This window comes from Ignavibacteria bacterium (assembly GCA_016707005.1).
GTDB lineage: Bacteria > Bacteroidota > Ignavibacteria > Kapaibacteriales > Kapaibacteriaceae > UBA10438.
This window is the reverse complement of record JADJIQ010000002.1, coordinates 323,949-338,397: the sequence shown is the minus strand read 5'-3', so window position 1 is coordinate 338,397 and position 14,449 is coordinate 323,949. Positions and strand designations below refer to the sequence as shown.

The 14,449-nt window shown below is 50.6% G+C and carries 10 protein-coding genes; 5 read left to right on the top strand and 5 right to left on the bottom strand.

The annotated features are described in order from the left end of the window. The first annotated feature begins 107 nt into the window (after positions 1–107). Positions 108–440 carry a DUF1801 domain-containing protein gene (locus IPI29_04290; protein ID MBK7411757.1) on the top strand — a complete coding sequence of 111 codons (333 nt, stop codon included), beginning with the start codon at positions 108–110 and terminating at the stop codon, positions 438–440. A 22-nt stretch (positions 441–462) separates the two neighbouring features. Beyond that, the gene (locus tag IPI29_04285) at positions 463–1,371 is read left to right on the top strand and encodes a transporter (protein MBK7411756.1); all 909 of its coding nucleotides are present in this window, start codon (positions 463–465) and stop codon (positions 1,369–1,371) included. Here the strand turns inward: IPI29_04285 and IPI29_04280 are convergent. The 4 genes from IPI29_04280 to IPI29_04265 all read right to left on the bottom strand — a co-directional run bounded on the left by IPI29_04280 (position 1,368) and on the right by IPI29_04265 (position 6,730). Then, complete coding sequence (locus IPI29_04280; GenBank protein MBK7411755.1) at positions 1,368–3,248, bottom strand: AAA family ATPase; 1,881 nt, start codon at positions 3,246–3,248, stop codon at positions 1,368–1,370. The two genes, IPI29_04285 and IPI29_04280, sit on opposite strands and share 4 nt — an antisense overlap. 130 nt (positions 3,249–3,378) lie before the next feature. Continuing rightward, complete coding sequence (locus IPI29_04275; GenBank protein MBK7411754.1) at positions 3,379–4,323, bottom strand: hypothetical protein; 945 nt, start codon at positions 4,321–4,323, stop codon at positions 3,379–3,381. After that, entirely contained in the window at positions 4,320–5,165 is an 846-nt protein-coding gene (locus IPI29_04270; protein ID MBK7411753.1) for a hypothetical protein, read from the bottom strand. Before IPI29_04270 ends, IPI29_04275 begins: the two co-directional genes overlap by 4 nt. 245 nt (positions 5,166–5,410) lie before the next feature. Further along, positions 5,411–6,730: a hypothetical protein gene (locus IPI29_04265; GenBank protein MBK7411752.1), complete on the bottom strand. Its 1,320-nt coding sequence runs from the start codon at positions 6,728–6,730 to the stop codon at positions 5,411–5,413. A gap of 146 nt (positions 6,731–6,876) precedes the next feature. Between IPI29_04265 and IPI29_04260 the strand changes: the two genes are divergently transcribed. Further along, positions 6,877–8,037 (top strand): M23 family metallopeptidase, encoded by a 1,161-nt coding sequence (locus tag IPI29_04260; protein MBK7411751.1) that lies wholly within the window; start codon positions 6,877–6,879, stop codon positions 8,035–8,037. A 285-nt stretch (positions 8,038–8,322) separates the two neighbouring features. On the opposite strand, the gene IPI29_04255 is transcribed toward IPI29_04260, so the two are convergent. Continuing rightward, complete coding sequence (locus IPI29_04255) at positions 8,323–9,645, bottom strand: hypothetical protein (protein MBK7411750.1); 1,323 nt, start codon at positions 9,643–9,645, stop codon at positions 8,323–8,325. A 243-nt stretch (positions 9,646–9,888) separates the two neighbouring features. On the opposite strand from IPI29_04255, the gene IPI29_04250 reads away from it, so the two are divergent. Both IPI29_04250 and IPI29_04245 read left to right on the top strand, forming a co-directional pair. Further along, complete coding sequence (locus IPI29_04250) at positions 9,889–10,092, top strand: hypothetical protein (protein MBK7411749.1); 204 nt, start codon at positions 9,889–9,891, stop codon at positions 10,090–10,092. 258 nt (positions 10,093–10,350) lie between these two features. Next, on the top strand, positions 10,351–13,584 hold the full coding sequence (locus IPI29_04245; GenBank protein MBK7411748.1) for a hypothetical protein: 3,234 nt from the start codon (positions 10,351–10,353) through the stop codon (positions 13,582–13,584). Positions 13,585–14,449 lie beyond the last annotated feature (865 nt).

Below are 14,449 nucleotides of genomic sequence, written 5' to 3'. Positions count from 1 at the left end.
TGTTCGGTGAAAACGTACGTTGCGAACATGAAGATAATCCATTACAACATGCACAACTGGACGTATCTCGTTATGCGAGTCAATGACAGTGATTTTGATGCACTTCGATGACCATCCTAGACCAATACCTAAAGACAATCCCCGCCTCTCATCACGAGCTCGTTCAGTTTCTCGATAGTGTGATCACAGGAGCAGCTCCAATGCTTACGTCATCTTTGAAATGGAGCAATCTCACCTATGGTGCGTCGAAGAATGCCTGCGCAATTGTCACACACAAGAACCACGTTAATCTGCAGTTCTTTCAAGGGGCTCATCTCAACGATCCTCAATCGCTATTGATGGGAACGGGGAAGGATATGCGACACATCAAGTACGCAAGTGTTGATGAGATTGATGCCGAATATGTGGCTATTCTACTCCATCAGGCGATCAGCCGATGAAGCGTAGCGTACATTTGCCGGTATGAATATGCGAATCGGTATATGTAGTGTCATTGTGATCCTACTTGCGGCAATTGCTTCTCGGTCACAGGACCTAGATCCGCGTGCCTATGTGTGGGTTCCTGTGGACGGTACTCTGATCGTGGCCGGTGGTGGCTATTCGGCCGGGAGTGTGCTTACAGATCCAACACTTCCGCTCGAAGATCTGGAGGCAACTGTTGTCTCGGGCTCTCTTGGCGTTGGGCGTACGTTCAGTCTGTTTGGCGTTACGGCCCAAGCGTTGCTCGTAGGATCGTATGCCTCCGTTAATGCATCTGCAACGGTGATGGGGCAATATGAGAGCGTTACTCGCAATGGGTTTGGCGATACACGTTTTCGTTTCTCTATTCTTCCGATCGGTGCTCCTGCCACACAGCGTAGCGAATTCGGCAAGGTGAAGCATAGTACGATCGTTGGAGCGAGTGTTACCGTGATGATCCCAACCGGTGCCTACTATCCGGAGAAGTTGATCAACATTGGCACCAATCGATGGTCGTTCAAGCCGGAGATCGCGCTGTCACAGCCGCTTGGTGACAGCTGGCTCCTCGACGTCTATGCAGGCGTGTGGCTGTTTACGCAGAATACATCCTTCTACCCGGGGACGTCCGTTCGTTCGCAAGATCCGATGGCAGCGTTGCAAGGTCATCTCAGTTACGCCTTCACACGACTGATGTGGACCGCCTTAAACGTAACGTACTACGTTGGCGGAAACTCTCAAGTGAATGGAGTGACGAGTAACGACGAGCAGAATAATCTGCGTATTGGTGGAACCTTCGTTTTGCCCGTCGGTGCAGGTCACGCCATCAAGGTGGCAGTGTCTACAGGAGCGATCGTCAGGTTCGGGGCGAATTTCACAACGCTATCCCTTGCCTGGAATACATCGTTCTTCTAATACCCATTCCACGCACTGATTACCGTTGCGTGGTTCTCAGCATACTCCCAAAGCCCCTTATAGAACGGATGTGAAGCGATCGTGGATCCATCACCGATGATCACGAGCTTTCGCCGAGCACGTGTGATCGCAACATTCATCCGTCGTGTATCCTTGAGAAAGCCGATCTCTTGGTCGTCGTTGCTGCGCACAAGAGAGATGATGATCACATCACATTCCGACCCCTGAAACGAGTCAACGGTGTCAACATCAAGCAACGAAGTACGTGACCGTTGTTCCTCGGTTAGCATCGAAGAGATGAGTCGTACCTGCCCCCTATATGGAGAGATGATGCCCACACTCCACTTCTCGTGACCGTCATTCTCCATGAGCTGGTTGTAGATGGCACATGCACACTCAGCCTCGCCCTTGTTGGCAAGTGACTCTGAGCCTTCGCCGGGGGATTCTTCCCAGCCCCTTCCCGACGTATCGATGATCAGAAGACTTTCTTGTAAGGGGGCTCCATCGGGTATGGTCCGATCCTCAACACTAGGATGCGAGGTTACCTTCCCCTCATAGAACGTGGCGTTGGAGTACGACATGATCACATAATTCATGCGATACTGCTCGGTTAACAACGACACGGCTGAGGGATGCGCTGTGATCGCACGCTCCAGCATCGTAGATCCAAGTGCCAATCGCGCGGCTTGTTGGTCGATGACGGTAGGGGGCAGTTGGTGCGGATCTCCTGCCAGTATCACACGTTCGGCGCGCAGCAGGGGAATACACATCGCGGGATCGAGTGCCTGACCGGCCTCGTCGATAACAACGTATTCAAAGTGTCGACCCTTTAGTTCTTCATTTCTTGTTGCTACAAGCGTACACGCAACAACATCTGCCTGATCGATGATCAGGTCCGTTACTTGTTGTTCCATCCGACGCACATCGGCGATGATCGATCGTGCTTCTTGAAGGAGGAGCTTGCGCTGTTCCATCTCCGCCTTGCCGAACGAACGTTTGTATTTCATGGCAAGCCGACGAAACTCATCGGCACGTTTGCGCATGTCCTTCACATCGGCCGACATCCCATGTCGCTTCCATCGCTCTCCAAGAGTATGCTGCATCACTTCCGGATCGATCCGAGCAAGATTGCCGAGTCGCACTACATCGAGTCCGGCAGCAGCACAACGCTCCGTAAGCAGATCAACTGCGGCATTCGAGGGAGCACACACCAACACCGGACGTGCACGTTGGGCGCAGCGCCGTATCACCTCGACAAGTGTAGTTGTTTTGCCCGTACCTGGCGGACCGTGGATGATGGCCACGTCATTCGCACGCAGAGCAAGATCCACTGCAGCATTCTGTGATGCGTTGAGAGTGGAAATCTGTTGTATCGATGACAAAGGGGCGAATGTTGGTGATGTATGTCCAAAGAGAATGTCGCGCAAACGTGCTAGACGATCTCCATCCGCGTTGCTCACCCGTTGCAGCGCATCCACCATGTCCTTGAAGCCCGATGCATCGAACGTGAGCTGTACACCTAATCGACCATCGTCGAGCCAATCCGGATGTTCGTTCTCACGCAGGATGATATGTGCCACATTCCCCGTCACCCAATGGACAGTGCCATTCACCGCCCGTTGCTCAGAGCCTGATTGCGAGAAGAGCTGACAAGGTTTGCCCCCTCCCAGCTGATGAGGTCCAGTCTGTCCGGTGCGCTCTACTACAACAAACGGATATTCACCAAATCCATATCCCTTCTCCCGAATGCGCAGCGGGAACCACGCTACACCCTCTGCAACACGCTGTCGCACAGGCGCAACACCCGTAAGAATGCGAAAGCGTTCTGCATGCGCATCACGTTCGCGCTGGAGAGCTTTGGAGAGTAGATCGAGCATGTAAGAGTAACGACGAAGTGACAAAGTGACGAAGTGACACGAAATTGATAGGATGACACAGTGACGCTGTGAAATGTACAATGAAGATCGTTACAGAGTCACTTTGTCACTACGTCACTTGGTCACTTCTTCAACGTACATCATACCGATGCAGCGCATTCCCAAACGTTCGGCGAATAGACTCAAACTCACGGGATGTTTGTTTGGAGCCCCTTGCAGCTATCACGGCGGACTCAATAGAATCGGTCTCGCCGAACCATGGTACGGGGGCATGTCCAGCAACGGAGATCTGAAGATCCTTGCCATTCTTTCGGTCGAGGTAGAAGTGGTCTTTGAGTGCGCCTAAGATCTCGCCCGCTTCATAGAGCGATAGGGCATTCATCTCGATCGTGCCTTTACCATTGTGGATGATGCGCACGATTTCATCAGGTGCGGTAATGAAGTACTGCACAGCACCAACGAACGCACGTTCTGCCACACTCGGCCTACGCTTTTCTACTTTCGCTTGCAAAGGCGCTTGCAAAGGCGCTTGCAAAGGCGCTTGCAAAGGCGCTTGCAAAGGCGCTTGCAAAGGCGCTGGAACAGGCGCTTGCAAAGGAGCTTGAAAAGCCGAAGGCGCTGGCAAAGGAGCTTGAAAAGCCGAAGGCGCTGGCACAGGATTTACCGATCCCTTAACGATTCCTCCTTTTGCCTCATAACGTTTCTTGACCGCATCCACATAAACATCGATCTCAGCGATCGCAAGATCTACGATGAAGTATGCCTTTCCGAGTCGGTCTACAAACGCATTGATCTTACGGAACCGAACATCATTGCTTAGGTCCGTATACGCAAAGTGGTCAAAGCCCGTTGCCGCGCGTACAAGTTCCGCTTGACGTAGTTCCTCAAGAGGATTATTCTTTGCTACCCATCGCTGGATCCGCCGAGCTCTATTTAGGGCCAGTTTCAGGTCCGAGTCAAAGTCGCCATTGTTCAACTGCTTCACACGCGACTGGATCTCGCCATTGCTCGTGAGTTCAATGATCATTACCAGAAAGTCGAATTCTTCTTGCGTCATAACGTCAGAGCTCTTCATCTGACATCATACCGATGCAGATCCCTCGTAAAACTCCGTCGTACCGATTCGAATTCGCGAGAGGTTTGTTTGGAGCCCCTTGCAGCTATCACAGCCGATTCAATAGTATCGGTCTCGCCGAACCATGGTAAGGGGGCATGTCCAGCCACAGAGATCTGAAGATCCTTGCCGTTCTTCCGGTCGAGGTAGAAGTGGTCTTTAAGTGCGCCCAAGATCTCACCCGCCTCATACAGCGATAGGGAATTCATCTCGATCGTGCCTCTGCCGTCCTGGATGATGCGGACGATGTCATCCGGTGCGGTAATGAAGTACTGCACAGCACCAACAAAGGCACGCTCTGCCAAACTCGGCCTGCGCTTCTCCACCTTTGCCGGCACAGCCGCTTTCAAGGGCGCTGAAACAGGCGCTGAAACAGGCGCTGAAACAGGCGCTGAAACAGCCGCTGAAACAGCCGCTTGTAAAGGCGCTTGAAAAGCCAAAGGCGCTTGTAAAGCCGAAGGACCCGCATCAAAACGCTCCTTCACTGCCCCCACGTAGGCATCAATCTCACGTCGGGCAGCATCGAGGATCGTATAACAAATCGTCAATCTCTCTACGTGAGTCTTAGCAACACGCAGTCGTGCATCCACCATCACGTCCGAACCAGCAAAATGATTGAAGCCACGTTCTGCTCGTTCCAACTCATGAGCACGGACTTCCTCGCCTGGGTCATTACGTCCAACCCACCGGCGTAGCCTGCGTGCTCTGTTCAATGCGAGTTTCAGATCGGCGTCGTATTCGCCCCTTTGCAGAGCATCAATACGTTTTTGGACCTCGCCTGTAGCGGTAAGGTCAATGATCATCTCCAAAAATTCTAGTTCTTCCTGGGTCAAAGGGGGCTCCGAAGGCATGGCGAAAGGGCGAAGAGGTGAAGAGGCGTACGTCACCCCGAGCGAAGCCTGTCCTGCCGAAGGGAGGATCGAGGGGGTTGTGCCTCGACTACGCTCGGCATGACGATACTGCACGCGGCATGACAACACGCTGAGACACAAAAATACGACCTACGAGCCCCGTATCTCACGATAAGCGCAATTCTTCTTCCCTGTCATCACTGAATGGCCACGAGGCCCGAGAGGCAGTCGATGTCCGTGCATACAACCACAATGGCTACCCCCGAGCGCAGAGAATGCCGGAGGAGCATTGTTCCTTGTGCGGTAACGGAAGGGGCTTCATGTGCTAACTCGCGACCTTGCATGTCATAAAGTGAGACGTTTTGTACCGCAAAATGTGTGGGTAGTGAGATCTCGATAACACCGGGTCCACTGTTCGATACGCGCAAATCAGCATTGGGCGTACCACGTAGCCTACCATCATCCTCTGTGTGAGTAGTGGAGCCCCTTCTATACACGTACACCTGTGCACCGGAAGCGTATCCCAACGTATCTGAAAAGAACTGGAAGCGATTTACGGATCGCAGAACGGACGAGTCTTGTTGCCAGGACTTGCCGCCATTAGTCGTACTCCTCGACGAAAATAGCCTGCCTCCAACCCAGCCGTATTCTGAGGATAGCAGCCCAACACTTTGAAGACCTGTCAGATTGAGATCAGTACCTATTGCTATTGAGCTTTCGGTCCATGTTCGACCACTATCTCTCGAGAAGATCACATACGGTGTCGTAGCGCCAAACGCCTGCACAGCGCCGGCGATTACACCATCACTACTCTTGGAAAACTTCCACAATTGGGTGCCGGGTTTCGTAGAGGTGTAGACTGTCTTCCAAGTGCGACCGGAGTCTTGAGTGTGAAGCACAGTTGCGTAGCCATTCTTGATCGCACCGTTAACACCTCCTCCAACAACGCCTATTGCCCCATCAACAAAGTTGACGTCTACCATCGTACTTGATAGCGCGGAGAGGTCGAGTGTTGTATAGTTCTGTCCGCCATCACGTGTAGAAGTAAAATGTGGCTTGCCATAAAGATCATTCATAAACGGTCCAACAAAGTAGGCGGTGCTTTCATCTATCGCTTGAATTCCACAAATACCCCCTACACCGGACCCCGTTGGAAATGCATATCTGGTCCAGGAATCACCACCATCTACGGTGTGATATATTTGATGCTTCCCGCCCAATGCACCTAGCCATCCAACGCGTGAATTCGCCCATCCCATCGATCGGAAGTATGGCTTGTCAGTAGGACTGTAATAGGCAGACGTAAGCTCCTCCCATGTTTCTCCGGCATTGCGGGTGCGGAACACACCACTTTTTGTACCTGCAATGCACCCCGAATCTTGATGAACAAAATGCATCGCGTCCCAACGATCAAGCGCCACCGGACTGTTCGGCAGGACTTGCCATGAGCCGACTTGAGCAAAGGTTGTTGTGACTGCAAGAGATACGATGACAATTGTTGTGATGATAGGGGGCATACCGTGCTCAAAAATGTCGAGGAACTGCGGGGAGTAACTGCTGTGTGTCAAAAGACACACCGAACAATGTAGCCGTTACATCAATGCCGTCGTATTATTGGTGGTTGAGTATGCGTTTGCGATTGATGACTCGGGAGTACCTCTCTATGAACCGCCTATTTGTGTTGTTCGTTCTGTTGTCGGCATCTGTCTACACCGCGGCGGCACAGCCTTATCGCGGTAAACTGATCCTTCCGATTCGTGGTGTGCTCGATAAGGACTTTGTTGTTGTGAATCATGTTGATCACGACGTGAATGCCAATGCTATTCGTGATCACGGGTGTGGTAGACAAACGTATGATGGGCATCAAGGAACGGACTTTGTTCTGAAGTCGTTTCGACAAATGGATTCGGGCGTAACCGTTGTGGCTGCCGCTGCTGGTGTTGTTACTGCTGTTGTAGACACCTTCCCGGATAGAAACAAGGTCTCGGTGGTCTCCCGCGGATATGGCAACTATGTTGCACTTCTCCATCCCAACGGACTGGCAACGTATTACGCCCATAATCGCAGAGGTAGTGCTGTTGTTGCTGTTGGAGATACGGTTGATGTCGGTGAGGCACTTGCTCTTGTTGGTTCAAGCGGAAACAGTGAAGACCCCCACGTCCATTTTGAAGTCTGGCAGCTGGTTGATCCGTTTGAAGGGGGCTGTTCACCATCTCCAACGTTGTGGCAAGATCAGCCACCGTATCAAACACAACTCCGCGTGATCGATGCGGATGTTACTACATGGCCCCCGTCACTCGACACTATTTGTGAGCGACCGCCAACGGCAACTGTTGTAAAGCAGGCTGACTCATCGATCACGTTCTGGACGTTGCTGCAAGGGGTGAACCCAACGGACCGATTGCGCATTGTATGGCTCGATCCTGAATTGAGTGAATGGTTTACCTATGAAGCGGAAACAGGGATCACGTCGAACTACTTCTACTGGTGGTCGTGGATAAATCGACCCGAGCGCAATGGAACGTGGACATGTGTGTTGTACGCCAATGACACTGAGCTCCTCCGCAAGAGCTTTGTGGTCTCTGATGTTGTGGGAATATCAAACAGTGGAGTAGGTGATGTGTCCGTTACACGTCATGGCGATATGCTTCGCATACGCAATGCCGCCACGATGTCGATAGAGTTCTTTGATGCCCGCGGACGATCCATCCGCACAACACCCATCACCGATAACGACACAGCCATCATCCTCCCCGACACCCGGTTCATGGTGTTCCAAATCCTCGACAACGGCAAGCCGATATATCGTTCAGTGATTCATTAAGCGTTTGGCCGTCCGTCACCCCGAGCGTAGTCGAGGGGCCTTCGTCATCCCGAGCGTAGTCGAGGGGGCATTCGTCATCCCGAGCGTAGTCGAGAAGGGGCATTCGTCATCCCGAGCGCAGTCGAGAGGGGGCATTCGTCATCCCGAGCGTAGTCGAGGGGGCATTCGTCATCCCGAGCGCAGTCGAGGGGCATTCGTCATCCCGAGCGAAGTCGAGGGGCATTCGTCATCCCGAGCGTAGTCGAGGGGCTGTGCCTCGACTTCGCTCGGCATGACGATCGCTGTTCACCGTTCGCTGTTCACAAAGACTTTCCACCACTGCAACGGCGAGACCACACCCTGCACAGCTGTCACAATTGTATAGTTGGCAAGTTCCCTTTGATACCGTACAAAGCGACGGTCCAACACACAGTTCCGCAATGAGAGTTCGTTACGTGCATAGATGCTCACAATGCGAGAGAGTAACCATAGCGGACGATCTCGTCGAAGTTCACGGGTTCGGTCGATGTGACTCTTTATCGATTCTAGTGTTATGATGGTCTCAGGTTGTCTACCTTGGCCTCGGTATACCATGGCGGAAAGCATCAGAACATCTAGTGGTTGCTTGCTGTTCGACTTCACGTTTCTGATCGTGATCGATGTATCGTGACTCAAGACGCGCGCATACAGCATGCCAAGCTTTAGCTTTGCGATCAGGTCGGCCGACTGCCGTTTTAACGTCTTTTGGGAATCAATGAGATCGGCAGTGTCAGCCGCGCGACGATACTCACCACTCTTGAGTTGGAAACGTAAGAGAACGTTGATCGCATTGAACCAATCCGTTGAATCCGGATTACAGGACTCAACCACCTTGCGAGCAGAAAGAACTCCTCGTTTGTAGTCGTTGGCCGTATTGAAGATAAATGCTCGTTGAGCGTGATACTCCCTCAGAGCAACGGTATCATATCGACCCTCCGTCGTCAGCGCCTTTCGTGAGCGGTCCAACCAATAGAGACCAAGCTCCATGTCGCCCACTAATTGAGCAAGCGTTGTGGCAAGTCTTGCCGCCGCCATCGCAACAACACTGGAAGTGTTGCTTTTGGACAGTTCGGCGAGAAGTGCTCGTGCCTTCTCGATATAGGGCTTGCGGCGTTCCTTGTCCGCCTTCCTGTGCAATGGGATCGAGATATGGATCCACAGTTCGAGTAGGTCGTGGACGTGCATCGCTTCCTTTGCCGCATCTCTCCCGCGTCGGAGCTCAAGACGTGCACTACGACCACGTCCATTAAAGCCGTCGTAATAGGCTAGAGCAAAGTGAATAGGTGGCGCATACCACATAAGCTCAGGATAGACTATCGCCCTACGGGCTGCTAACAAATGCCAGCGATTCGTGTACGTACCACCCGCCCGCAAAAGCGTCTGACCGACGAGGAGGTTGCGCAGACAGGCAATTGATGTCAAGCGCCGAGACCCTAATGCCGGTGATAGGGGGCATGACAATACGATCTCGGCCAGTCGGTTTTCGAATCGCGCAATTCGCCGACGATAGCGCCCATCGACAGTTGCAGATGATCCGTACAGAAGTTGAGCTAGTGTAAGGTCGTTGGCAACCTGTCTCGAAACAACCATTTGTAACAATGTTAGATCAGTTGACGATAGCGTTGCAAGAATCGAATCATCAAGCAACCAAGCCTCGCCACCTATGATAGAGAGGCAATCGATGTATTCAAGTACTTGTGCTAACATGATATGTGTGAATTAGAAGACTCGAAAATGGATGTCTCAATATACGGTATCGCGATACGGTTAAGGTCAGGATATCCCGATACGTTGTGAGTGAAGCTCATTCACACATAATCGTTGAGGGACGCTATGGAAATGTTGTTGGCGATTCTGCTCTGGCTCGGCTGTATAACGGCGCCAAACACCTATTACCGACCACAGATTGACGCCTATGAGAGTCAGAATCAGGCAGCGATCAATGGAGTAATGGCAAGTCCTCCACAGCAGGCATACGTCTGGAACCAATATGGGGCAGCCACAGAAAATGTCCAGGTCATCGATCCATACAGATAGTGATTTGAGGTCCCAGGTGGTCCTGATAATCGCAATCCGCGATACAGCAGTCACGTGAGATCGCACACCAACGCCTTAACAACTGTAGTCTAGCATTGAGATTAGCTAGTTAGCGTGCCATTAGATGCGGCGGTCCGCTTCGTGCGGAACGATGTGGTCAACGCAAACGGAATCTCCATTGTATTAATCACTATTCCTGCACGACCTAACTAGTAGTCCGCTGTGGACTAACTTTCACACCGTCAAACCGGAGGTTTTATGATCTGGAAGGGACTTGGCGTTACGACAACGCTGCTGCTGTTGATATGTCTTGTTCAAGAAACACGTGGACAGGCAATCACCATTACCTCACCCACGGGTGGTAGTACGATAGCACTTACTTTCACTCAGGTCGAGATACATACAGACTTGCCAATCGACCCCACATCAATTCTTGATACAATCCCCAGAAGAGATACTATAATCCCGAACCGGCATGCCTGCATCTACATAGTCCCAACGATACTCTATGATTCACTGCACAATGATCGTTCCTCACTTCGTGACTTGTGCCTTAGCGGAACGACGATGATTATTGATGATACAACTGTGATATTTACGCTAGACTCAGGGCAGTTTCTCTTTTCAACAGACTACACAATACTCGTTCATGATTTGCGTGTAGTTGATACCACTGCAACACCTGATGACACGATCATGGTTGATAGTACTGTTGCCACTTTCCGATCCGCTGATCCCGCGAACGCGCTTACCTTCACGTCTTTGGATGATACTGAGATATTACGTTGCGACGAATCACCATGGTTTCGGTTCAGTAAGAAGGTGCCCTATCATACAGTAGGAGGAAGTGATCTCTTTACGGTCCTTCGTATTGCATCTCACACTCTTGTCGATTCAGCATCTGTAACATACTCCTATGACACCATTGGGTATGATGTGGCATACAGTAGTGACAGTACATCACTCACATTGTCGATCGATACCTTGATACCAGGTGATTCGTACATTATCGAGGCTAACATCAGCTTGCTCAATGGTGATAGCACAACTAACTTCCAATTCCCCTTCAGCGTGCCCAAAGTCTCATTCTTCTATCCAAAAGTGATCTGTTCTGACACCTCGATTACCATGCCCAAAGGTTTAGTCACGTCTTTTGGTTCCTATGGAGGCTTTCCGGTTGAATCCGGGGATACTGTTCGATTTCGCGTTCCTTCAGAATTCGACAACTTCTATTTTTCACATTGGATATTCCCGTCAGATAGTTCAATCGATGGGAATACTTCTGATTCTATTGACCTCATATTTACCTGTGGTATGATGGACTTTCTACAGCCCACAGCCGTTTTTAATCTCATCCCGATCGACACGTTCCAGATTGCCAGTACAGACACATCCATGGGCACTGTCAAGGTATCCGGATTTCTTGATTCTCTTGGCGGCAACACTTATACAGTGCGTCGCGGCCGATCTAATGCTCTATACCTTAATGCATTGCCGAACCTGGGTTACCGGTTCAACCAGTGGACATCGCTCACCTACAGTGCCATCAATGGGTTGACAAGCCCGCACGCTAACGTCGTGACAAACAATCCGTGGACAAATCCTCCCTGGAAGAGAGTAATCGACGGTGATTTCGACCCGGTGATCTGCAATAATCACAAGATAACCGTACTTGTTGATGGATGGAAGTGTAATCACTGGCCGGATAACTATGAAGTTGAGTTTGTTCCGAAGCAACCGGCAAATCTTGCCTTTGGTATCTCCAACCCAGTGCTGGCTGCCGTTACACCTTATAGCGGACAGGGTAATATTCAGCAACAAATTCCTATCACGAACTACATGGTGACATACACGCTGTACGACGATTGTTATGAGATTGCGGGCGCAACAATCGATGGTCAGTTAGTTCAAGGTACGATGGACTGCTATGATGGTCCTGTTGTTGGTCAGACTATAACTATTCCCGTTTCCACAACGGTTCTCGACTGTGATAAGTTTGTCTTCATACACATTCGTCACAAGCGCTTTACGCTACGTACAGAAATGTGGTCTGTTGATGGTAGCAAGATTATTCGACCACGTCAGGATGTCAAGCGGAGTCCGACGGGAATGCCCAAAAATCCATATCATGATTGGACTCGCAATAGTGACTTCACATTATGGGTGCTAGAGGAGATATATCCGTGTAATGAAGAAGTTGTTTCGCACCCTGATATCGATGCAACCGATCGTACCGCGACACATATTCAACGACACGGATGGCTTAACACCTCAGGGTATACATATCAAGCTGAACTCGTTGAGACACCCGATGAAGACCGTATCGAATTTGTTATGGACCAGGACAGGGATCACGCCTATCTATGGGGAATGAATGCATTCCTCGCCACTAGACTTCTACTCCGTTCTTATGGCCTTGCTAATATGGGTGAAAATCAGAATGCCATAGCGCTACGTTCAGTCGAGATTGATGAGTTAGGAGAACCGGATATATTCAAGCTAGATCGCTATCGTGCTGAATTCATTGACCCATCTCCAGATACAAAACTAGAGGTGTTCGTTGAGTTCACTCATCCAGTTGATGCAGAACCTAACAACAATGGCTATTCGTTCCCAACGAGTTCTCTATGGGGACAGGATGTTGAGCGTTATGACTTCGAAGGAAAAAGGTCATATCAACAGGCACCAAGCCAATACTCCACAAGTACAGCATCTTTGAATCTTGTCGCCGCCGACGGATTGATTCCGTTTAGCTGCGGGCGCGTGCGCATCAACTGGGATGCAGATATTAGATCGAGTGAAGCGACCGGTGGCCTTCCTTTGGAAAACCCTGGTAGTGGCGTTATTATAGTTTCGCCTCCAGCTATTGACGTTCAGTGGCTCAGCGTCGATACAAAATGGACACTTGGGGATTGGTGGGATATCAGCTGGCAGTTGTTTATTCCGTTCCCGGGTAACCCAGACCCACGAACAGATCTCTCATTGTCTCATGGATACATGATGCCAGATGAAGATCGGCTGGTTGTCGGTGATCCTGAATTCTTGGAATGGGACAGGGGCGACGTTAATGGGCCACAATGGTATGATGTTAACGACAACTTCTCCACATTGTATCCAAGAAGTGGCAGCAGCGCCTTTTTTGTTGGTGCGATGATGGTCGATGATGACCAGGATGAAACGGCGAAGGATCCTGCTCGTGCTCTGCTCGAAGTTGGTTTTTCAACACTGGATCCAACGAGTGCGATTGAGATGTTTGTGAGCCAGTTTATGCTCGGGTTTTGGGATTCTTGGACGAGATACGGTGATGGCGACAATGATGCTATGGGTGCTACTCACTCCGGAAAGGAGAATCACAAGTTCGCCAACAACCTATGGAATGCTAGATCGCAGGCTAACAATGTCAACTACATGTATCGCGTTCATACAATGGACCACTACTTGTACGACATTCAATACAAGGTCAGTCTGAGTAGGAGGGTTTTGCTTTACTAACAACTAGGGCGTATATGGGAGGAAGATCAATAAACACCTTCCTCCCGATACGTGTATCCATGGACAATTCAAGGAGACATATTATGCTTCACACATCGTGTACTACCGTCCTACTTTGCGTCGCTATCGCATTTCTGATTCCTATTCCCGGTAGTGGTCAGGCGAACCATTCAGTGTTTCCAGTTGCTGGCGAGGTGCTGTATTGCGGTGACAGAATCTATGTATCATCTGATATCACTTCAGTTGACTATTTCAACAAAGGCAAGTGGACTTCGATTGCGATCATTAGAGAGGCTGAAATGATGGGTGGAAGGTACCTGCTAATCAACGATGAAATGATTACTCAGTATGGCCGCCTAAGATTCTCTCATCGAGATGGCAGTTCACAACTAAGCCCCGGCAATGTCAGTGTGAAACTTCGGCGACCTGTTGTCAGTATTGGCGACATGGCTGCCGGTTGCACTGAAGACGCAAATCAATACGCTCATTGCAGTATATCGCCGAACCCAGCATCTACAACACTTAATGTTGAGGCAGACCGACCCATTCGTAGTGTGCAGATTGTCCAATCTACGTCAGGCTCAATAGTCCACTTTGCACGTATGGCCGGTGAGGTCTATGCGCACACCATTGATGTATCGAAGTTAAGTGCCGGCTCATACTTTGTTGTGTCTGATTTCGGCAATTCACTTGTAACTTCAACCCAAGTCGTAATCTTGAGGTAGCCCTTGCGCATTCTCATCATTGTCCTATGCTCATTCTTCGTGATTCATGTCCAGACCTCGGCACAGAGGCTAGTTACTACTTGGACTGAGACGAGTCCAACGTGTACGTTCTCAGCCGACCGATCTCACATCATTGTCGC